Consider the following 20800-nt stretch of genomic DNA (forward strand, 5'->3'; position numbering starts at 1 on the left):
GCGAGGATGGCCCATGAAACGGAAAAGACTGCTGCACAGGCTGCTGGTTGCCGCCGTCATGACCATTTCGTCCACCGCCCACGCCGCAGACGCATCTCTTTGCTATTACGGCGTCAATCTGTCCGGTGCCGAGTATGGGGAGCGCGGCGGCGTCTACGGCACGAACTACACCTATCCGACCGAAGAAACGATCAGCTATTTCGCCAGGAAGCGCATGACGATCATTCGCCTGCCTTTCCGCTGGGAGCGGCTGCAGCCGACGCTTGGCGCACGGCTCGACGATGATGAACTGCAGCGTTTGAAGGATACGGTCGCGCTGGTTCGCAAGCACAAGATGAACGTGCTGCTCGATCCGCACAATTTCGGCTACTACGACAAAGGCCAGGTCGGCAAGTCGCCCGCAACGAATGCGGCCTTTGCCGATTTCTGGGCTCGGCTTTCCGTCGAATTCGCCAATCAGGACGGCGTGCTCTTCGGGCTGATGAACGAACCGCATGACATTCCCGCGACCGACTGGCTGAAAGCGGCCAATGCCGCGATCCGCGGCATTCGAGCGGTCGGCGCGCGCAATCTCATCCTCGTTCCCGGCACGGCCTGGAGCGGAGCGGCAACGTGGGAAACGGATGTGATCGGCGGTACGAACGGAACCATTATGCTCGGTGTGCGTGATCCGCTCGATTTTTACGCCTACGAGTTCCATCAGTATCTCGATGCGGATTCCTCCGGCACCCATGAGACCTGCGAGGGCGCGAAGGCTGCGACCGATGCTATCGCCAATGTGACTGCCTGGCTGACGAAGAACGGCAAACGCGGCTTCCTCGGCGAATTCGGCGGATCTGCAAATGCGGATTGCCTCGATGGCCTGAAGACCATGCTCGCCACCATGTCCGACAATAGCGATGTGTGGATCGGCTTCTCTTACTGGGCCGCCGGCGAATGGTGGCCGGCCAGCGAACCCTTCAACGTACAGCCGCGTGACACGCCCGAGCGCCCGCAAATGCGCCTGCTTGAGCAGATGGTGGCCAGCCATGCGCCCGTCTGCGCAGCGGTAAAGCCTGCGGGGAAGTGACGTGGCAGCAATTGGAGAGACAGGCGCGAGATTTGAAACGGTTGCTGGTGCCGCCAGCCCGGCTTCGCGTCTCGATTACCCGGTCCTGATCCTCGGGCTGCTCTCGGTTCTCTACAATGGAATTCTTGCCTTTATAAACCACAACGTCATGCCGCTTTCGATGACGCATGTGGCGGCCAGCGAAGGCCTGATCATGGCGAGCGCAATCATCTACATCCTGCGCAAAGGGATCTATGAGGAAGACCTTCCGGCCTTGCTGTTCATGCTCTTTACGCTGATCGTGACGGTCTATGTCAGCGCGCTCAACCGCATGGCCTTCATCGATCATTTCCGCAACGTGCTGATCATCTTCTGCTTTACGGGGCTTGGAGGCTGGTGCAACGAGCGGACGCTGAAGCTGATCTTCCGGGTGGCCTGCTTCATGGTGCTGCTCTTCCTGATCTTCGAGATCATCAGCGTGCCCTTCTATGTCAGTATCGTGCATCCCTCGGACTATTTCGCCAACACGCGCGGGCTGAAGCCGCTCAGCTTCAACACGACCGGTCTTTTCCAGAATGCGCTCGGCTTTCCCGGCCGCTTCTCCTTCGGCATCATCGACCATCGCTCGTCCTCGATCTTTCTTGAGCAGGTGTCGCTTGCCAATTTCTGCGGCGTGATCGCGATCTACCTCATTTCGATGTGGGACCGGCTGACGCGGATCGACCGGGCGCTGGCCATTGCGACAGCGCTGCTGATCCTGACGACCAACGACACCCGCACGATACTGATCTTCTGCATCTGCTGCATCGCCGGTTATTTCGTCTTTCCGAAAATTCCCAAGGCCTTCAATCTGGCGCTGATGCCGCTCATCGTCTGCGCGGGCTTCCTCGTCTACATGAAGGATCCCAATGCGATCGGCGACAATTTCACCGGGCGCATCAATCTGACGATGAAGAAACTGATGGATCTCGATCCGTTGGCGATCCTCGGTCTATCTGTCGATAAAGTCGCCGAATTCGCCGACAGCGGCTATGTGTATCTCGTCTATGGCGCGACGATCTTCGGCGTCATCGCCTTCTGGCTCTTCGTCTGCCTGTTTCCGGCGGGCACGAGCCCGGCACAAAGGCGCTGCGCCCATTCACTTTCTCTTTTCATTTTTCTGAATATGATGATCGGGGGAACGGCAATCTTCTCGATGAAAATCGCCGGCCTCCTCTGGCTTGTTATCGGGTTCATGCGTTTCCGCGACACGCCACGCATCCGGCAGGGTCGTCCGGCAAATGTACTGAGTTGACGAAGCGGGGCGCCTGGGGCGATCCGCGGGAGCCCGTGGGAGCAGACATCAGATGCTTGTCCAGCTGCAATATCTGCGTGCCATCGCGGCGCTGATGGTCGTCTATTTTCACGCGATCCTGCAGCTTGCCAAGGTCAATCCCGCCATCGACGCGACTTCGTTCATCTATGGCGAAACGGGTGTCGATATCTTCTTCGTGCTCAGCGGCTTCGTGATGTGGCTGACCACCAGCGGGCGTGCCATGACGCCGGCCGATTTCGCACGCAAGCGCATCAAAAGAATCGTGCCGCTCTACTGGCTAGCGACGCTGTTTTCCGCGGCTGTGGCGCTTATTGCACCGTCGCTTCTCAAGTCGACAGCCTTCGATCTGCCGCATCTGATGGCATCGCTGCTTTTCGTCCCGTGGATCAACCCGGTCGACCCGACGATGATCGCGCCTGTCATCGTGCCCGGCTGGACACTGAACTATGAAATGTTCTTCTACTTCATCTTCGCGCTGCTGTTGCCGATCCGTGAGGATTATCGCCTGCCCGCCCTGTTCGGTGCCTTCGCAGCCATCCTGATCATCTGCCACCTGCTGCCGGAAACGACGGCCACCAAATTCTACGGCCAACCCATCATTTTCGAATTCCTGGCCGGCGTGGCGCTCGGCTGGCTCTATGGCCAGAAACTTCTGCTGCCGCAGCGATGGGCCTGGGTTCTGCTCGCCGTCGGCTTTGCCTTCCTCTTCATCAACGAGGATCTGGTGCGGCCCGACGGCCGGTATTATGCCTGGGGCATACCGGCGATCTTCATCGTCTACAGCGCTATTTCCATCGATTTTTCAAAACTGCCCTTCGTAGGATGGCTCAACTATCTCGGCGATGCCTCCTACGAGATCTATATTACTCACGCCTTCACACTGGCCTTCCTCAGGATTATCGCCAACCGTTTCCCCGTCGGCGCGCTTCAGCAGCCCGTCATCTTCGTGATCCTCTGCCTCGTTCTCTCTTCCATCGTGGGGGCAATCATTCACGAAATCATCACGCCGCGCAGAAAAGTGCGGATTGCCGGCCGGCCAGCCACCTGACCTGAAAATATCGGAAGGCGAGGACGGGATTTCGAACGGCGCAGGCAGAACGGAATTCCCTGCGGCCTGTCATAAGCTTGCGGCCATGAAAGCAAATGCCGCAGGCATGAAAGTTCGCCTTGCGATTTGTTGCAGAAATGAAAGTTTGCCGGCCTGTTCGCGGCCGCGGCTTTGATCTATGCACGGCCGACGGCTGAGAAGAGGGAAGAGGATATGACGGACTACGTATTGACGGTCTCCTGCAAGTCGACGCGCGGCGTCGTGGCGGCAATTTCGACCTATCTCGCCGAAAAGGGTTGCAACATCATCGACAGCTCGCAATTCGACGACCTCGATACCGGCAAATTCTTCATGCGTGTCAGCTTCATCTCCGAAGAGGGCGCTACCCTTGCGGAGATCAAGGAGGGTTTCAAGCCGATCTACGAGAAGTTCGGCATGGACGCTGAAGTGCATGACGGGAGCGAGCGGCTGAAAGTGCTGTTGATGGTCTCCCGCTTCGGCCACTGTCTCAACGACTTGCTCTACCGCTGGAAGATCGGCGCCTTGCCGATCGATATCGTCGGCGTCGTCTCCAACCATTTCGATTACCAGAAGGTAGTCGTGAACCACGACATCCCCTTCCACCACATCAAGGTGACGAAGGAAAACAAGCCGCAGGCCGAGGCCCAGCTGATGGATCTCGTCGAGCAGACCGGCACGGAACTCGTCGTTCTCGCCCGCTACATGCAGGTGCTGTCGGACGCCATGTGCCGGAAGATGTCCGGCCGCATCATCAACATCCACCATTCCTTCCTGCCGAGCTTCAAGGGCGCCAACCCCTACAAGCAGGCCTATGAGCGCGGCGTGAAGCTGATCGGCGCTACGGCACACTATGTGACGGCCGATCTCGACGAAGGCCCGATCATCGAGCAGGATACCGCGCGCATCACCCATGCGCAGAGTGCCGACGACTATGTCTCGATCGGCCGCGATGTCGAAAGCCAGGTGCTGGCGCGCGCCATCCATGCGCATATCCACCGCCGCGTCTTCCTCAACGGCAACCGCACCATCGTCTTCCCCGCGAGCCCCGGAAGCTATGCTTCAGAGCGCATGGGCTAGACAGGCAACCTGCCTCCAACCAAACTCCTGGCAGCCGCAATCTTCCGTTGCCTGTCGGCAAGTGCTTGATTATCTTTTTGTTAGGTAGTCGAATCATGCCGCGGGGGGTGCCATGTCCGAGGAAGCGCTTGTGGACCGCATGGCGCTGCCGCGCCCCGATGTGACGGCGTCCGAAGCCGCGGATATTCTCCTTTCCCATTACGGGCTTTCCGGCTCGCTGTCCGAGCTCGGCAGCCAGCAGGACCGCAACTACCGGCTCGACACGGAAGACGGCCGCTATGTGCTGAAGATCTGCCATGCCGCCTACGAGACCGAGGAACTCAACGCGCAGAATGCGGCGATCCATCATTTGCGCGCCAAGGCGAGTGCGCCGCGTGTTCCAAACGTCATGACATCCACCGAGGGGCAGGAGATCGTTTCCGTCAACGTGCGGGAGCAGGATTATCAGGTCCGTTTGCTGGAATATCTCGAAGGCGAAGGCCTGACGCACCGCACCTATCTGGCGCCGACTTCGATCGCAGCGCTCGGCGCGCTTTGCGCGCGGCTGGCCGAGGCGCTCGCCGATTTTACCCATCCCGGTCTCGATCGCAGCCTGCAATGGGACCTGCGCCGCGCCGGACCTGTGGCCGTGCAACTGCTTTCCTCTATTACCGACAGCGCCGCGCGCGACAGGATCGCCAAGACGATGGTCATGGCCGTGCGCCGGATCCAACCGCTTGCGCCGTCGCTGAGGCTGCAGGCGGTTCATCATGACGTAACGGGCGACAATGTCGTCAGCCGTCCTGATGCGCACGGGCGGCCTGTTCCCGACGGAGTGATCGATTTCGGCGACATCATCCGCGGCTGGCTGGTCGGCGACCTTGCCGTGACCTGTGCCTCTCTGCTGCGTCAGGCAGATGGCGATCCCTTTTACATCCTGCCGGCGGTAAAGGCCTATCACGAGATTTATCCGCTGATCGAGGACGAGCTGAAGGCACTCTGGCCGCTTATCGTGGCGCGCGCGGTGATCCTCGTCGCCAGCGGTGAGCAGCAGATCGCGATCGATCCTGACAATGACTATGTCCGAGGAAACCTGGAGGGTGACCGGCGAATCTTCGATACGGCGATATCCGTGCCGTTCGAACTGATGGAAGCGGCCATCCTGAAAGCGGCGGGTATCGATATTGCCGGTATCGATACGACGGACTGGCAGCCGCTCCTGCCGGAAATCGATCCTGCATCCGTTGCCTATGTCGATCTCGGGGTGCGCAGCCCGCATTTTTCCGATGGAAACTGGCTGGCGACCGATATGGACTGGCGGCTTCTTGCCCGCGCGGCGGCGGAAACGGGGGCTGCGGCGACGCGTTACGGCGAATATCGCCTGTCCCGCGCCGGCCTGCACCATGCGAAAGCCCAGGCGACCTATGCCTTGCACACGGATATCTGCCTTGCAGCGGGCAGCATCGTTGCAGCACCCTTTGCCGGCCGAATCACCTGGTACGACCAGCATCTGGTCCTCACAGGCGCCGATATAAAGCTGCATATCGACGGTATCGAACTTTCCGTCGCTGATGGCAGCGAGGTCGATGCCGGTCAGCTGCTTGGCACGGTCTCCGGCGAGACGTCCTCACTCGGTGGGTTGCGCCTGCAGCTTTGCAGCATCGCCGGCTTCGAGCCGCCGCTCTTTGCGACGCCGCAGCAAGCCGGAGCGTGGTCCGCGCTCTGCCCCTCGCCTTCAGTGCTCCTCGGGCCGGATGCCGATGCACCAAAACCTGAAACGGCAGCGCTTCTCAAGCTGCGGCAGGCGCATTTTGCCAGTCCGCAGAAGAATTACTACGAGCGCCCGCCGCAGATCGAGCGCGGCTGGAAAGAGCATCTCTTCGATGTCGAGGCGCGCACTTATCTCGACATGGTCAACAATGTCACGATCCTCGGCCATGGCCATCCGCGCATAGCCGAAGCGATCGGCCAGCAATGGCTGATGCTGAATACCAATTCCCGTTTCCACTATGCCGCCGTCGCCGAATTTTCAGAGAGCCTCGCGTCTCTGGCGCCCGATGGCCTGGATGCCGTGTTCCTCGTCAACAGCGGCTCGGAAGCCAACGATCTGGCGCTGCGGCTTGCCTGGGCGCATAGTGGCAAGCGTAACATGCTCTGCCTGCTGGAGGGCTATCACGGCTGGTCGGTGGCAAGCGACGCGGTCTCCACTTCGATCGCCGACAATCCGCAGGCGTTGACGACACGGCCGGACTGGGTTCATGCCGTCGTTTCCCCCAACACCTATCGCGGCCAGTTCCGCGGGCCGGAATCGACTACGGACTATCTCGGCAGCGTGATGCCGGTGCTGGAGGCCATCGATGCCAAGGGAGAGGGGCTCGCCGGCTTCATCGCCGAATCGATCTATGGCAATGCCGGCGGTATTCCGCTGCCCGACGGCTATCTGACGGAGGTCTACCGGCAGGTGCGGGAGCGCGGCGGCCTCTGCATTGCCGACGAGGTGCAGGTCGGCTACGGGCGGCTCGGCCATTATTTTTGGGGCTTCGAGCAGCAAGGCGTCGTGCCCGATATCATCACCATCGCCAAGGGAATGGGCGATGGCCACCCGCTCGGCGCCGTCATCACCACGAAGGAAATCGCCGCCTCGCTGGAGAAGGAGGGTTATTTCTTCTCCTCGGCCGGCGGCAGCCCAGTCAGTTGCGTAGCCGGCATGACGGTTCTCGACGTCATGGCCGAGGAGCGTTTGCAGGACAATGCCCGGAAGGTGGGCGACCATTTGAAGGCGCGGCTGGCGGCACTGATCGACAGCTACCCGATCGTCGGCGCCGTGCATGGCATGGGCCTTTATCTCGGCCTCGAATTCGTGCGCGACAGAGTGACGCTGGAGCCGGCGACCGAAGAGACGGCGGCGATCTGCGACCGGCTCTTAGAACTCGGTGTCATCATGCAGCCGACGGGCGATCACCTGAATGTGTTGAAGATCAAGCCACCGCTCTGCCTGAGCGAACAAAGTGCTGATTTCTTCGTCGACATGCTGGAAAAGGTGTTGCGCGAAGGCTGGTAGATGGCGGTTTTCGTCGTTAACCAATTCGGTCTTTTCGAGGCTTTTCGATTTTTAGCGAAGTGCCCATTGCCGGAATCAAATGAACTTCCTATGTCTGCCTCGGCGATGACGAGAGCATCTCGAACGGTCACATGGATTGCACGAAGGCGTGATAGAATTCTTTCTGCAAACGCAAATGTGATGGAATGAAATTTTCCGGATCGCCGAGATTTTGACACGTTTCGGAATATGTTTCTTACAGGTCATCGACTATTTTCTACTAAGTTTGTAGATTATAGAGATGCTCCTTAACCGGTCCCGGGTTCTGCCGGGATCAATGCAAGTGCAACGCCAACATAAGGATCGAGACATGATTGATATCGAAATTCTCGCCAAAGTCCTTGGGCGATCTGTGCTTGGCAATGACCGTCCGGGCGCCCTCTCCCGCCCGAACTGTCGAATGTGACATTCGTCCTTCCTTTCAACGGTACCAGACAAGTCAATTCGCCATAGCCTGCGCATCCGCGCGGCAGGAGTTCTATGTATGAAAAAAGAAGTTATCGAATATGCAGGCGTCCCTGTCGGGATCGTCATTCCTGATGAAGATCGGCTGAAGTTCATCGCCGTCAAATTCCATGTCCATGATCTCGACGAGCAGCATTTCAGTTCACCCGCCGAGGTGAAGCTTGCCATTCACGATCTTATGACCCGTCGCCACCCGAAGCCGCTTCATGCCTGAGGCGGAACGCGGTTTTGGTTCGACCCGAGGATTTTCGACCGGCCCGGCAAAACGGGCCGGTCTTGTTTTTTGAAGCTATTTGACTTCCTATCGGCACGCCACTCTTCACGACTGGAACCCGTGCTTGTCCGATCTTCTCAATCTCCTTACCGATATCGAAGGCGTCTCCGTCGGCCATGTAACCGATCTCTCGCTTGGTTCCGGCGTCACCGCCATCGTTTTCGATGAAGCGGCAGTCGCCTCCGGCAGCGTGCTCGGCGGTGCGCCGGGCGGGCGCGATACAGCGTTGCTCGACCCCTCGATGGTCGTCGATGCCGTCGACGCCTTCGTGCTGTCAGGCGGATCGGCCTTCGGTCTCGACGCGGCAGGCGGCGTGCAAGCCGGATTGCGGGAGATGGGACGCGGATTCCAAGTCGGCCCGGTGCGGATCCCGATCGTACCAGAGGCGATCCTGATGGACCTGCTGAATGGCGGCGACAAAGATTGGGGCGTGCATTCACCTTATCGCGAGATGGGATATGAAGCCGTCAGGGCTGCCCGCAAGGGTGCTTTCGGTCTCGGTACGATCGGAGCCGGCACCGGCGCGACGACCGCAACCTTCAAAGGCGGGCTCGGCTCGGCCAGTGCCGTCAGCAGCGCCGGGCACCGCATCGCGGCCATCGTCGCCGTCAACGCCGTCGGCTCTGTAACAATTGGCCAAGGCCCCCATTTTTGGGCCGCACCGTTCGAGCAGAATGCAGAATTCGGCGGGCTCGGCCTGCCCAGCCTGATGGACCACAGCCTGCGGCTGAAGGGCGTGAAGACGACGGCCACCACGATCGGCGCCATCGTCACCGACGCGTCGCTGATCAAGGCGGAGGCGCACCGGCTTTCCATCTCCGCTCACGACGGGCTGGCGCGGGCGGTGCTGCCTGCCCACCTGCCGCTCGACGGCGATACGATTTTTGCGGCGTCCACCGGCAAACACAAGCGCAACGACATGGCAAGCCTGATGGAATTGTGCCATCTCGCCGGGATCGTCATGGCGCGGGCAATCGCGCGCGGCGTCTACGAGGCGACGGCGCTTCCGGTGCCGGGTGCGCTTATGGCATGGCGCGACCGCTATGCGGCCGGACGCTGATTGCTTAGACTATTCCGAAGATTGCCTGATGGCGGAGAACGGGTGAATGCAGATTCGGGCGCTGATGTATTTCGACGAACTGGTGCGAACCAACTCCATGCGCCAGGCGGCTGAAAACCTGAATGTCGCACCGACGGCGATCAGCCGGCAGATCGAGAACCTTGAATACCATTTCGGCGCACCCCTGGTCGAACGCAGCGCCCGCGGTGTGAAGCTGACGGCTGCCGGCGAGCTCTTGGCAGCACGCGCAGGCCGGACGCTGCGTGAGCTCGACCATGTGCAGCAGCTGATCGAGGACCTGAAAGGCTTGCAGCGCGGCCGTGTCAACATCTACGCAAACGGCGCGACCGTTGCCAATCTGCTTGCGCCTGCGCTGGCCGAATTCAGTCTGAAATATCCCAAGCTCCGCTTTGCCGTGACGATTACCAGCGCACGGGCGGCAATCGAAGCCGTCAACAGCGCAGAAGCCGATATTGCGGTGACCCTGTTTGCGCCGATGTCCGGCACCAAGGTGCGGCTGCGTTCGGAAATCGCCTATGACCTCATCACTTCGCCGCGCCATCCGGCGGCAGCGCGTCCGGATATTCCCCTGAAGGAACTGGCCGATTACGCGCTGGCTCTGCCCGATCAATCCTTCGGCTTTCGCCAGGCCTTCGACGCGCTGTTCGAAAAGGAGGGGCTGAGCCTCGATCCGGTTTTTGTGACAAGTTCGCTGGAGATGCTCAAGGAACTGGTGTTGAGCGACGCAGCGGTAACGCTGCTGCCGGCGCTCACCGTTCGCCGCGAGATCGAGGCCGGGCAGCTCCGCGCCATTCCCCTTGCCGGGAAGACCAGCATCCGCACCCATGTTGATCTCTGCGTGGCGCCCGATCGGCAGCTTTCCTTTGCCGCAACGAAGCTTCTCGATTTCATCGAGCGCTTCATGCGCGAGCGATCGGACCGCAAGGCAGACCGCAGAGAGTAAGGTCCACTTGCATTAGGTCAGAAATTGCTGTGTAGCTTTTTCGGCTACACCGAGCACACAAAATCGTCATTGTGTGTGCACTGGCGTGGTGTCACTCTATTCGCAAAAAGGATCCGCCCAGCTGCGGAACCAGACAGGGGAACAGGATGATTAAGGTTTCGCTCGCGCCGTCGGCGCGTCTCTTATTACGTCTTTCCATAGGCGTGGCGCTGTCGGCCGGCACCATGATGCTGGCGCTGACGCCCGCCGAAGCCGCCAAAACGACACTCAATCTGGGCATGAGCGTCGAGCCTGCCGGACTCGACCCGACGATTGCCGCTCCTGTCGCGATCGGCCAGGTGACCTGGCAGAACATTTTCGAAGGGCTGGTCAGCATCGACGAGACTGGCAAGGTGCAGCCGCAGCTCGCCAAGAGCTGGGAGATTTCCCCCGATGGGCTGATCTATACGTTTAAGCTGCAGACCGGTGTCAAATTCCACGATGGCGAGGTCTTTGATTCCTCTGCCGCCAAGTTCACCCTCGACCGCGCCCGCGGCAAGGATTCCGTCAATCCGCAGAAGCGTTTCTTCGCGTCGATCGCCTCCATCGATACGCCGGATGCCGAAACACTGGTGCTGCATCTTTCCAATCCGACCGGCAGCCTGATCTACTGGCTCGGCTGGCCGGCTTCCGTCATGGTCGGGCCGAAGTCTGCCGATAACGACAAGACGACGCCTGTCGGCACCGGACCGTTCAAGTTCTCCACCTGGGCCAAGGGTGACCATGTGGAACTGGTGAAGAATGCCGAATACTGGAACAAGGATGGCGCGGCAAAGCTCGACAAGGTCACCTTCCGTTTCATCAACGATCCGCAGGCACAGGCCGCGGCACTGAAATCCGGCGATCTCGACGCCTTTCCGGAATTTGCCGCACCGGAGCTGATGAGCTCCTTCGATGGTGATGCGCGTCTTGCGACCAAGATCGGCAATACCGAACTCAAGGTCGTGGCCGGCATGAACAATGCGCGCAAGCCGTTCGACGACAAGCGCGTACGCCAGGCGTTGATGATGGCGATCGACCGCCAGACGGTGATCGACGGCGCCTGGTCCGGCCTCGGCACGGCGATCGGCAGCCACTATACGCCGAACGATCCCGGCTATCAGGACATGACCGGCGTCCTGCCTTACAATATCGAAAAGGCAAAGGCGCTGCTGACAGAGGCTGGCTATCCCAACGGCTTTACCTTCACGATCAAATCACCGCAGATGGCTTACGCGCCGCGCAGTGCGCAGGTGATGCAGGCGATGTTTGCCGAAATCGGCGTGACAATGAACATCGAGCCTACGGAATTCCCGGCAAAATGGGTGAAGGACGTCCTGAGCGGCCGCGATTACGACATGACGATCGTCGCCCACGCGGAGCCGATGGACATCGACATCTACTCGCGTGATCCCTACTACTTCAACTACAAGAACCCCGCCTTCAACGATCTGATGAAGAAGGTGCAGGAAACTGCCAATCCGGCAGAACAGGCAAAGATCTACGGCGAAGCCCAAAAGATCCTCGCCGAGGACGTGCCGGCGCTCTACCTCTTTGTCATGCCTAAGCTCGGCATCTGGGACAAGAAGCTGAAGGGACTGTGGGAAAACGAGCCGATCCCCTCCAACGTTCTCAGCAACGTTTCCTGGGACGAGTAGACATCCAATGCGGGCGACGGCTGACAGAGTGATGCACAGGACATGATCGCACTGCTTGCCCGCCGCCTTGCCGGCCTTGTCATTACCCTTCTTGTCGTCTCACTGGTGATCTTTGCCGTCATGGATCTGCTGCCGGGCGATCCCGCTTCGATCATGCTCGGCACTTCCGCCAGTCCCGAAACGTTGGCCGCGCTGCGGCACGAGCTCGGTCTCGACCAGCCGCTCATCCCGCGCTACGGCCAATGGCTTGCCGGCGTCTTCTCCGGCAATCTCGGACAGTCTTACACCTATGGCGTCCCGGTCGCCGGGCTGATCGTCGAGCGGCTGGCCGTGACGCTGCCGCTCGCGCTGATCGCCATCGTGCTCTCAGTGCTGATCGCATTGCCGCTCGGTGTGCTCGCGGCAGCGCGCCGGGGCGGTATCGTGGATGCAATAGCCACCGTCTTCTCGCAGGTGAGCATCGCCGTGCCGGCTTTCTGGGTAGCGCTGCTGCTCATCATCCTGTTTTCCACAACCCTCGGTCTGATGCCGGCAGGTGGTTTTCCCGGATGGGACGCCGGGCCTCTGCCGGCATTGCAGGCGCTGGTGATGCCGGCCGTGGCACTGGCGCTGCCACAGGCTGGCGTTCTCACGCGCGTCGCTCGGTCTGCGGTGCTCGACACCATGCATGAGGATTTCGCGCGTACCGCCGTCGCCAAGGGGTTGTCGCGCAGCACCGTACTCTGGCGGCATATCGTGCCGAATGCGCTGGTGCCCATCCTGACTATCCTCGGGTTGCAATTCACCTTTCTCGTCGCTGGCGCGGTTCTGGTCGAAAACGTCTTCAACCTGCCCGGGCTCGGCAGGCTTGCCTTTCAGGCCTTGTCGCAGCGTGACATCATCGTGATGCAGGATGTCGTGCTGTTCTTCGCGGCCCTCGTCATCGTCATGAACTTCATCGTCGATCTCTCCTATCTGGTGATCGACCCGCGCATGCGAAAGGCGGCATGATGGCACCCATCGTCTCTTCCGCCATCCTTACGCGACGCCGAAGCCTCAGGCTTAGCCGGCGAAAGAAACTAATCACCGGTACGGTCGTCATCGGTGCCTTGGCCGCCATTGCCCTTTTATCGCTCTTCTGGACACCGCTGCCGCCGGCCAAGATGCAGATCATTCACAAGCTGCAGCCGCCGCTTGCCTTCGGCCTGCTCGGCACGGACCAGTTCGGCCGCGACGTGCTCTCCATGCTGATGGTCGGGTGCTGGAATTCGCTGTCGATCGCCGTCAGCGCGGTCTTCATCGGCGGGACGCTCGGTTCCATTGCCGGGATTTCTGCGGCTGCCATCCGCGGTCCCTATGAAACGCTGCTGATGCGCGCCTGCGACGTGATCTTCGCCCTGCCGCCCATCCTTTCCGCCATGATACTCGGCGCATTTCTCGGGTCGGGGCGCTTTACCGCCATCACGGCTATCGCCATCTTCATGATACCGGTCTTTGCGCGCGTGACGCTCGCCACCTCCTTGCAGGCATGGAGCCGCGATTATGTTCTGGCAGCGCAGGCGATCGGCAACAGCCGTTTCACGATCTCGGTCCGCCACGTGCTGCCGAACATCGTGAGCCAGATCATCGTGCATGCGGCGATCCAGCTCGGTCTTGCGATCCTGACCGAAGCCGGCCTTTCCTTCCTCGGTCTCGGCATGGCGCCGCCGGCACCGACCTGGGGACGCATGCTGGCTGACGCCCAGACCTTTCTTGCACTGGCCCCGTGGCTGGCGATCCTGCCCGGCCTTGCCATCGCGCTCACCGTCTTCGGCTTCAACATGCTGGGCGACGGGCTGCGCGACCTTTTCGACCCGCGCGAAGCGAGCCGCTGATGTCCTCCCAAGACAAAATGCCCGAAAGACCAGACCATGCTAGATACCGATTTCACCATCCGCGAACTCAGGCGGCGTTTTGCTGACAAAAGCTTCTCGCCGCTCGAATACTGGCTTGCCCTCGAACGGCATATCGACGCCTGGGAGCCTTCGATCGCAGCACTTTATCTCTACGATCCGCAGGCAGCGCGTAAGCAGGCGAAGGCATCCAGCGAACGCTGGATGAAGGGCGGAACACTCGGTCCGCTGGACGGCATCCCGGTCACGCTGAAAGAGCTGATCGCCACCAAGGGCCAGCCGGTGCCGCTCGGCACGAGGGCGGCCGAGCTGAAGCCAGCGGAAGCGGATGCGCCGGCGGCCGCTCGTTTGCGGGAGGACGGCGCCATCATTTTCGCCAAGACGACCTGCCCCGACTACGGGATGCTGTCGTCGGGCCTTTCCAGCTTCCATCATCTGAGCCGCAATCCCTGGGACATCACGCAAAACCCCGGCGGTTCGAGCGCCGGGGCTTCGGCGGCAACTGCTGCCGGCTACGGGCCGCTGCATGTCGGTACGGATATTGGCGGCTCCGTACGCCTGCCGGCGGGCTGGACAGGCGTCTTCGGCTTCAAGCCGAGCCATGGGCGCATCCCGGTCGATCCCTACTATGTCGGCCGCTGTGCGGGACCGATGACCCGCACGGTGGAGGATGCCGCCTATTCGATGGCGACCCTTTCCCGCCCCGATTGGCGCGACGGCACCAGCCTGCCGCCCAACGATTTCGACTGGATGGATCTCGATATCGATTTGAGCGGCATGCGGATCGGACTGATGCTGGATGCCGGCTGCGGCCTGGCCGTCGATGAAGACGTGAAGGTCGCGGTCGAAGAGGCGGCGAAACTCTTCGAGAAGGCTGGCGCCAAGATCGTTCCGGCCGGACCGGTGCTGACGCGCGCCATGCTGGACGGGCTCGACGCTTTCTGGCGCGCGCGTTTCTGGGGCGACATTGCCGGGCTGAGCGACGAACGCCGCGACAGCATCCTTCCCTATATTTACGAGTGGGCGAAGGGCGGGGCCGATATCAGCGGCGTGGATGCCGTCAAGGGCTTCAACCAGACGATCGAGATGCGCAAAACCTGCGGCCGGCTTTTCACCGAAGTGGATGCTGTGCTGTCGCCGACCAATCCGATCGTTTCCTATCCGGCCGAATGGGCCTCGCCCACCAACGATCCGAAGCTGCCCTTCGAGCATATCGCCTTTACGGTGCCGTGGAACATGTCGGAACAGCCGGCCTCTTCCATCAATTGCGGTTTCTCGACATCGGGCCTGCCGATCGGCTTGCAGATCGTCGGACCGCGCTTCGACGACATGCGGGTTCTCAGGCTCTCGAAAGCCTTCGAAGACTGGACGGGTGGCGTGAAAGACTGGCCGAAGCCACCATTGGCCTGACGGTCGCAGGGAGCGTCAGAAAGGGCGGCGATAGCCGGTCGGCTGCTCGTAGAGCCAGCCGATGCGCTCGACGGCAGCCTCGAAATTCTCACGCGCAACGGTCATCGTATGGCCGTTGGCATGGATGATGGTCTCGGGATCTTCGAAAACGGCAACATGCCCCCTCCAGAAGACCAGATCGCCGCGGCGTACATCCGAACGCTCGATCGGCTCGCCGAGACCAGCCGCCTGCATGTCGGTATCGCGCGGTGCACTTCTGCCGGTCATCTGCAATGCAAGCTGGACGAGGCCGGAGCAATCGATGCCGAGGCCGGAGCGCCCGCCCCAGAGATAGGGAGTCTCCAGAAAGCGGGCGGCGATATCGACATAATCCTCACCGTCCAGCGCCCCGATGGGCTGCAGATGTTTCGAGAAGATCGCAGTGCCATCGTCAAGGACCAGATAGTGATTGCCGCGCGCTTCAGCCTCGCCTGATATGCGGACGCGGCTGCCCATGGAAAGCACTGCCTTATAGGGTTTACGCAATTCCGGTTCCGGATAAAGGAAGGTGCGCTGCGGGACGACGATGTGGGTCGGGGCGCTGGCTGCTTCTGCAACTGCGCTTTCGGGGAGGTAGCCGACATAGCCATCGGACGCGGCCTTGACCCAGCACCAGCCGTTGGCGCGATCGAATATCGTGACATCCTCGCCATAAAGCAGTTCCGTGTCGATGCCGCGGGCAAGGTCCGGCTGAGCCCGCAAGGCAATGACGGGGACGCAGACACGGGCCGGCGTGCCGCTGACGAAACGCGTCGCTTCGACCTTGCCCTCAAGGCCGGCTTCCGCGAGATCCGGGCGATAGGCGTGGAGGCGGCGGTCGAGCATCGTCATGACATTCCTTTCAGATGGCCTTTCAGCCGAGGGCCTTTCAGACCGGAAGCTTCCGGCCCTGCTCGCGCACGAGGTCGCCGAGCTTTTCGAGATAGAGCGCGCCGCCGACGGTGCGCTTGATGATGACGTTGCGTCGGTCGTCATCGTCGCGAACGCGATCGACGAGGCCCATTTCCCCCATCGTATCCAGCGCCCGGGTAATGACCGGCTTCGTCACGTTCAGCGTCGCGGCTAGTCCGCGGACGGTATGCGGCGGCGGCACCAGATAGATATGCAGCAGGATCGCCATCTGGCGCAACGTCAAATCTCTGTTGTCGTGACGAACCTGGTCGAGCGCCACGCCGTGCCAGAGGCCAAGCGCCTGCGAGGCGGTCAGTTCAATCGGCACGGCCCCTCCGGAAATCGTTACGCTGACGTTTTCATTTTCCGTAGTTATGGCGCGCAAGCAAGAGGCGGCACGGAATGCCGCCTCGCAAGGTGAATAAAATTCTAACGATCGCTCAGCGGGTACTGTGGCGAATATGGTGGTAGAGCGCGCGGATTGCCTGCGCCTCGCCGCCGCCCGGCGAGTGTGCACGCTCGTTCGGCGCCCAGCCGTAGATATCGAAATGCGCCCAGCTTTTCGCCTTGCCGACGAAGCGCTTCAGGAAGAGTGCTGCGGTGATGGCGCCTGCCATGCCGCCAGCCGGAGCGTTGGTGATATCGGCGAACTTGGCGCGGATGTCCTTTTCGTAGCCGGCGTAGAGCGGCAGCCGCCAGAGCGGATCGTCCGTCTCGAGGCTTGCTTCCGCCAGGTCGTGGGCAAGGTTCGCGTCATCGGTGAAGAAGGGCGGCAGATCGGGGCCGAGAGCGACGCGGGCGGCACCCGTCAGGGTCGCCATATCGATCAGCAGATCCGGCTCTTCCTCGTCGGCATAGGCGAGCGCATCGGCCAGAATCAGGCGGCCTTCGGCATCGGTATTGTCGATCTGGACCGTCAGCCCCTTGCGGCTCTTGTAGATGTCGCCGGGGCGGAAGGCATTCGACGAGATGGAGTTTTCGACGACGGGGACGATGACGCGCAGATCCACCTTCAGCTTGGCATCCATGATCATGAGGGCCAAGCCCATGACATTTGCAGCACCCCCCATGTCCTTCTTCATCAACAGCATGGAGGAAGCCGGCTTGATGTCGAGGCCGCCTGTATCGAAGCAGACGCCCTTGCCGACCAGTGTAACCTTGCGGTGGCCCTTCTTGCCCCAGCGCAGCTCCAGCAGGCGCGGTGCATCGGCGCTGGCGCGGCCGACGGTATGGACCAGCGGGAAGTTTTCCTTCAGCAGGTCGTCCCCAATGATGACCGACATCTCGGCCTTGTAGTGGGCGGCAAGATCCCGGAAAGCGGCTTCGAGCTGCTCCGGTCCCATGTCGTTGGTCGGCGTATTGATGAGGTCGCGGGCGAGGAAGACGCCGGCGAGTTGGCGCTTGATTTCGTTGGCGTCGGCATCGCGCGGGATCATCAGCGTCGCGGCCGGGGATTTTTCGGACTTGTAACGGTCGAAGCGGTAGCTGCCGAGGCCGAATCCGAGCGCCAGGCGGTTTGCCGTCAGCGGCGCGGTCTCGATGTGCCAGTCGCCGGCGGGCAGTGCGCGGGCGAGCTTGCCGGTGATGTAGGGCTGTTCCGACGGATTGATGCCGAGCCCGAAGAGCGCGCCGCCGAGATGGCCGTCAGCCGTCGGGATCAGAAGCAGCGAACCACTCTCCGCCTTGTAGCCGGCTTTGCGAGCCCAATCGAGCGCGATCGGATCGATGGTGCCGGTTTCGATATGGGCGGGTGTGACAGCAAAAATCGGCAGCGTTGACCCACCCTTGGTGTTGAAAGGCGTGGGGCGCTCGATGAACTGGAAGGGGGCCATGTTTGTCCTTAGAGGCGGGGCAGAATCACTTCTTAACGATCTGTTAGGGTTAACAGACTATTGCTGGAGTGAAGATTGCGTCAAAACCTTTCCCTGTTCCGCTTTGAGGTCAGGCGCTGATTTCATTCAGGAACGCGCAATGCCCGTCTCGGCCCTCATTCCTCTCGACAAGCGTATTTTGCGGGGAACCGCGGCTGCTCTCGTCATACTGGCGCTTGCCGGTTGCTCGACGACGGCAAAGGATCGGATGACGACGGGTTCCGTCCCAAAGCTCGAAAAGCCGGTCGAGCAGATGGATGCCAACGAATTGCGGGCCGCCACCGACCGGGTCGGCCAGGCTTATGAAAAGAACCCCCGCGACCCCGTCAACGGCGTAAACTATGCCAATCTGCTGCGCATGAACGGACGCGATGCGCAAGCGCTTGCCGTCATGCAGCAGGTGGCCATCGCCAACCCCGGCAACCGAAACGTGCTTGCCGCCTATGGCAAGGCACAGGCCGCCGCCGGGCAGCTTCAGCAGGCGCTGGACACGATCGGCAGAGCGCAGACGCCCGACCGCCCCGACTGGCGGTTGATCTCGGCGGAAGGCGCGATCCTCGATCAGATGGGTAAGCCGAACGATGCACGCCAGCGCTACCGCGACGCGCTCGACGTCCAGCCGAACGAACCTTCTATCCTTTCCAACCTCGGCATGTCCTATCTTCTGACGGGCGATCTGCGCACGGCAGAAACCTATCTGCGTTCGGCCGCGGCCCAGCCTTCGGCCGACAGCCGCGTGCGCCAGAACCTCGCTCTCGTCGTCGGCCTGCAGGGTCGTTTTCCGGAGGCCGAGCAGATTGCGCGGCGCGAGCTTTCGCCGCAACAGGCAGATGCCAACGTCGCCTATTTGCGCGGCATGCTTTCCCAGCAGAATTCCTGGCAGAAGCTGGCGGCGAAAGACGCGACGCCATCTATCGCCAGCAATACCAACTGAGTTATTTGCCGTTCAATCCGGACAGGATGAGACGAAGGCCGAGACCAGCCATGACCGCGCCTGCGGCCCTGTCGATCCAGGCCTTGGCGGCAATATAAACCTTGCGTGGACGCCGAGCCGAAAAAGCAAGCGCGACAATCGCGTACCATCCGGCCTCCACCAGGAAGACGCCGACCGGCAATGCCAGCAAAAGCTCCACCGGCACGGTCTTAGGCAGCAGCGCCGCAAAGATGCTGGCATAGACAACGATCGCCTTCGGATTGCTCAACTGCGTCAGCAGAGCAGCAGTAAAACTGCGCGCCGGCATGCTCTTACCGGCGACATCGCCCGACAGTGCCAGCGGCTCGCTCGCGCCCTTCCAAATCGCCAAAGCGATATAAATCAGGTAGGCGCCGCCCGCGATCTTCAACACCAGATAGAGCCATTCGAACTGCGAGAGCAGCGCCGTCAAGCCGGCAAGCGCGAGAATAGCGAAGGTCACGCCGCCCATGCCCATACCGAGTGCCGCGGCAAGCCCGTCAAAGCGAGAGCGGGAAATCGCAATGCGCGAGACGACGACGAAACTCGGACCGGGACTCATGGCGCCGATCATCAAAGCGCTGATGATGCTGATAAAGATGCCGAGAGAAGACATGGCAAAGCCCCGTTTTTACGTCGATCTAAGATGGCCACTTGAACGGCAGGAAGTCCGTGCTTCCCGATCGCGGCCCCATCTCATTCGCCAGTTACGCGGGCTGCACGCTAACCGGATTCCTCAACAGCGGCAAGCATCAGAACCTGTCGGCGACCTGGATTCCGGCGGGACCGAGAATGACGGCGACCAGGACCGGCAGGAAGAAGAGGATCATCGGCACCGTCAGCTTGGGCGGCAGGGCGGCGGCCTTCTTTTCCGCGTCGTTCATGCGTTCGTCGCGGCCTTCCTGCGCAAGCACGCGCAGTGCTGTCGCAACCGGCGTGCCGTAACGGTCTGCCTGAATGAGCGCCTGGGTTACAGAGCGGACGAGATCGATCTGGGTGCGGGCTGCGAGGTTGTCGAGCGCGACGCGGCGATCCGGCAGGAAGGAAAGCTCCGCAGTCGTCAGCACCATCTCTTCGGCAAGCGGCGGCGATTGTTCGCCGAGCTCTTCGGAGACGCGACGCATGGCCGCTTCGATGGAAATGCCCGATTCCACGCAGATCAGCATCATGTCCAGCGCATCCGGCCAGGCGCGCTTGATGGACAGCTGGCGCTTGCCCATACGGTTGGAGATATAGATGTTCGGTGCATAGAAGCCGATATAGGCAATGCCGATGACGATGAAGACCCGTATCGGCAGGCCCTTATCGACAAGGTTGCCGAGGCCGAACATCCAGAATGCGGCAACGGCCAGGAAGAGAAACGGCAGAAGAAAGCGCGCGACGAGGAAGGTGTTCAACGCGTTTTCCGAACGAAAACCAGCGGCGCGCAGCTTGTTCATCGTGTTGTCGTCGACAAGTGCCTTGCGCAGGTTGAAACGCTCGACGATCTGGCGGACAGGCCTGCTGTTCTGGCTTCTGAGCGTGGCCCTGCTGCCGGTATCGGCATTCAGGCGGGCGCGCTCGCGGGCGCGAATTTGCTCGCGCTCGGTCGAGACGGCCTTCATGCGCTTGTTGAGATCACCGCGTTCAAAAAAAGGAATGGCAAGCGTATAGAAGGTGGCGAAGACGGCGATGGCGACGAGCACCGCCACGATCGTGGCAGGATCTGTCAATGTTGCGGCGAGTTCCTGCGACATGTT

18 protein-coding genes are annotated in these 20800 nt (G+C 61.1%); 13 read left to right on the forward strand and 5 right to left on the reverse strand.

Annotated features, from left to right (window positions below):
* The first annotated feature begins 13 nt into the window (after nucleotides 1–13).
* The 12 genes from FHT92_RS07565 (at nucleotide 14) to FHT92_RS07620 (ending at nucleotide 15308) form a co-directional block, all read left to right on the forward strand.
* Complete coding sequence (locus FHT92_RS07565) at nucleotides 14–1069, forward strand: glycoside hydrolase family 5 protein (protein ID WP_183823549.1); 1056 nt, start codon at nucleotides 14–16, stop codon at nucleotides 1067–1069.
* A 1-nt stretch (nucleotide 1070) separates the two neighbouring features.
* Complete coding sequence (locus tag FHT92_RS07570) at nucleotides 1071–2342, forward strand: hypothetical protein (RefSeq protein WP_183823551.1); 1272 nt, start codon at nucleotides 1071–1073, stop codon at nucleotides 2340–2342.
* 52 nt (nucleotides 2343–2394) lie between these two features.
* Nucleotides 2395–3411 carry an acyltransferase family protein gene (locus FHT92_RS07575; RefSeq protein WP_183745779.1) on the forward strand — a complete coding sequence of 339 codons (1017 nt, stop codon included), beginning with the start codon at nucleotides 2395–2397 and terminating at the stop codon, nucleotides 3409–3411.
* 213 nt (nucleotides 3412–3624) lie between these two features.
* Nucleotides 3625–4509 carry a formyltetrahydrofolate deformylase gene (purU, locus tag FHT92_RS07580; RefSeq protein ID WP_183823552.1) on the forward strand — a complete coding sequence of 295 codons (885 nt, stop codon included), beginning with the start codon at nucleotides 3625–3627 and terminating at the stop codon, nucleotides 4507–4509.
* Between the two features lie 112 nt (nucleotides 4510–4621).
* Nucleotides 4622–7549 carry an aminotransferase gene (locus tag FHT92_RS07585; RefSeq protein WP_183823554.1) on the forward strand — a complete coding sequence of 976 codons (2928 nt, stop codon included), beginning with the start codon at nucleotides 4622–4624 and terminating at the stop codon, nucleotides 7547–7549.
* A 523-nt stretch (nucleotides 7550–8072) separates the two neighbouring features.
* Nucleotides 8073–8267 (forward strand): hypothetical protein, encoded by a 195-nt coding sequence (locus tag FHT92_RS07590; RefSeq protein ID WP_183745770.1) that lies wholly within the window; start codon nucleotides 8073–8075, stop codon nucleotides 8265–8267.
* A 124-nt stretch (nucleotides 8268–8391) separates the two neighbouring features.
* A complete protein-coding gene (locus FHT92_RS07595) occupies nucleotides 8392–9387 on the forward strand; it encodes a P1 family peptidase (protein ID WP_183823556.1) in 996 nt (331 codons plus the stop codon).
* 46 nt (nucleotides 9388–9433) lie between these two features.
* Nucleotides 9434–10351 (forward strand): LysR family transcriptional regulator, encoded by a 918-nt coding sequence (locus FHT92_RS07600; protein ID WP_183823558.1) that lies wholly within the window; start codon nucleotides 9434–9436, stop codon nucleotides 10349–10351.
* A 146-nt stretch (nucleotides 10352–10497) separates the two neighbouring features.
* Nucleotides 10498–12027 (forward strand): ABC transporter substrate-binding protein, encoded by a 1530-nt coding sequence (locus FHT92_RS07605; RefSeq protein ID WP_183823560.1) that lies wholly within the window; start codon nucleotides 10498–10500, stop codon nucleotides 12025–12027.
* A gap of 42 nt (nucleotides 12028–12069) precedes the next feature.
* Nucleotides 12070–13017 carry an ABC transporter permease gene (locus FHT92_RS07610; protein ID WP_183823562.1) on the forward strand — a complete coding sequence of 316 codons (948 nt, stop codon included), beginning with the start codon at nucleotides 12070–12072 and terminating at the stop codon, nucleotides 13015–13017.
* Nucleotides 13017–13880: an ABC transporter permease gene (locus FHT92_RS07615; protein WP_183823856.1), complete on the forward strand. Its 864-nt coding sequence runs from the start codon at nucleotides 13017–13019 to the stop codon at nucleotides 13878–13880. Before FHT92_RS07610 ends, FHT92_RS07615 begins: the two co-directional genes overlap by 1 nt.
* A 36-nt stretch (nucleotides 13881–13916) precedes the next feature.
* Nucleotides 13917–15308 carry an amidase gene (locus tag FHT92_RS07620; protein WP_183823564.1) on the forward strand — a complete coding sequence of 464 codons (1392 nt, stop codon included), beginning with the start codon at nucleotides 13917–13919 and terminating at the stop codon, nucleotides 15306–15308.
* A 15-nt stretch (nucleotides 15309–15323) separates the two neighbouring features.
* Here the strand turns inward: FHT92_RS07620 and FHT92_RS07625 are convergent, their stop codons facing one another.
* The 3 genes from FHT92_RS07625 to FHT92_RS07635 all read right to left on the reverse strand — a co-directional run bounded on the left by FHT92_RS07625 (nucleotide 15324) and on the right by FHT92_RS07635 (nucleotide 18070).
* Nucleotides 15324–16178 carry an NlpC/P60 family protein gene (locus FHT92_RS07625; RefSeq protein WP_183823566.1) on the reverse strand — a complete coding sequence of 285 codons (855 nt, stop codon included), beginning with the start codon at nucleotides 16176–16178 and terminating at the stop codon, nucleotides 15324–15326.
* Between the two features lie 37 nt (nucleotides 16179–16215).
* The gene (locus FHT92_RS07630; protein WP_183745749.1) at nucleotides 16216–16566 is read right to left on the reverse strand and encodes a MarR family transcriptional regulator; all 351 of its coding nucleotides are present in this window, start codon (nucleotides 16564–16566) and stop codon (nucleotides 16216–16218) included.
* Between the two features lie 112 nt (nucleotides 16567–16678).
* Nucleotides 16679–18070, reverse strand: a complete 1392-nt coding sequence (locus tag FHT92_RS07635; protein WP_183745747.1) for a M17 family metallopeptidase — start codon at nucleotides 18068–18070, stop codon at nucleotides 16679–16681.
* 139 nt (nucleotides 18071–18209) lie between these two features.
* Here FHT92_RS07635 and FHT92_RS07640 point away from each other — a divergent pair, with 139 nt between their 5' ends.
* Nucleotides 18210–19043: a tetratricopeptide repeat protein gene (locus FHT92_RS07640; protein ID WP_183745744.1), complete on the forward strand. Its 834-nt coding sequence runs from the start codon at nucleotides 18210–18212 to the stop codon at nucleotides 19041–19043.
* A gap of 1 nt (nucleotide 19044) precedes the next feature.
* Here the strand turns inward: FHT92_RS07640 and FHT92_RS07645 are convergent, their stop codons facing one another.
* Nucleotides 19045–19677 carry a LysE family translocator gene (locus tag FHT92_RS07645; RefSeq protein WP_183823568.1) on the reverse strand — a complete coding sequence of 211 codons (633 nt, stop codon included), beginning with the start codon at nucleotides 19675–19677 and terminating at the stop codon, nucleotides 19045–19047.
* Between the two features lie 136 nt (nucleotides 19678–19813).
* Entirely contained in the window at nucleotides 19814–20797 is a 984-nt protein-coding gene (locus FHT92_RS07650) for a type II secretion system F family protein (protein ID WP_183745740.1), read from the reverse strand.
* Nucleotides 20798–20800: the final 3 nt, after the last annotated feature.

The sequence above is a fragment of the Rhizobium sp. BK377 genome (assembly GCF_014193935.1).
Lineage (GTDB): Bacteria > Pseudomonadota > Alphaproteobacteria > Rhizobiales > Rhizobiaceae > Rhizobium.

Excerpts from the sequence above, each read along its gene's own strand:
- FHT92_RS07565 (WP_183823549.1), top strand. The coding sequence starts at position 14 with ATGAAACGGAAAAGACTGCTGCACAGGCTGCTGGTTGCCGCCGTCATG.
- FHT92_RS07575 (WP_183745779.1), top strand. The coding sequence starts at position 2,395 with ATGCTTGTCCAGCTGCAATATCTGCGTGCCATCGCGGCGCTGATGGTC.
- purU (WP_183823552.1), top strand. The coding sequence starts at position 3,625 with ATGACGGACTACGTATTGACGGTCTCCTGCAAGTCGACGCGCGGCGTC.
- FHT92_RS07585 (WP_183823554.1), top strand. The coding sequence starts at position 4,622 with ATGTCCGAGGAAGCGCTTGTGGACCGCATGGCGCTGCCGCGCCCCGAT.
- FHT92_RS07590 (WP_183745770.1), top strand. The coding sequence starts at position 8,073 with ATGAAAAAAGAAGTTATCGAATATGCAGGCGTCCCTGTCGGGATCGTC.
- FHT92_RS07600 (WP_183823558.1), top strand. The coding sequence starts at position 9,434 with ATGCAGATTCGGGCGCTGATGTATTTCGACGAACTGGTGCGAACCAAC.
- FHT92_RS07605 (WP_183823560.1), top strand. The coding sequence starts at position 10,498 with ATGATTAAGGTTTCGCTCGCGCCGTCGGCGCGTCTCTTATTACGTCTT.
- FHT92_RS07610 (WP_183823562.1), top strand. The coding sequence starts at position 12,070 with ATGATCGCACTGCTTGCCCGCCGCCTTGCCGGCCTTGTCATTACCCTT.
- FHT92_RS07615 (WP_183823856.1), top strand. The coding sequence starts at position 13,017 with ATGGCACCCATCGTCTCTTCCGCCATCCTTACGCGACGCCGAAGCCTC.
- FHT92_RS07620 (WP_183823564.1), top strand. The coding sequence starts at position 13,917 with ATGCTAGATACCGATTTCACCATCCGCGAACTCAGGCGGCGTTTTGCT.
- FHT92_RS07625 (WP_183823566.1), bottom strand. The coding sequence starts at position 16,178 with ATGACGATGCTCGACCGCCGCCTCCACGCCTATCGCCCGGATCTCGCG.
- FHT92_RS07635 (WP_183745747.1), bottom strand. The coding sequence starts at position 18,070 with ATGGCCCCCTTCCAGTTCATCGAGCGCCCCACGCCTTTCAACACCAAG.
- FHT92_RS07640 (WP_183745744.1), top strand. The coding sequence starts at position 18,210 with ATGCCCGTCTCGGCCCTCATTCCTCTCGACAAGCGTATTTTGCGGGGA.
- FHT92_RS07645 (WP_183823568.1), bottom strand. The coding sequence starts at position 19,677 with ATGTCTTCTCTCGGCATCTTTATCAGCATCATCAGCGCTTTGATGATC.
- FHT92_RS07650 (WP_183745740.1), bottom strand. The coding sequence starts at position 20,797 with ATGTCGCAGGAACTCGCCGCAACATTGACAGATCCTGCCACGATCGTG.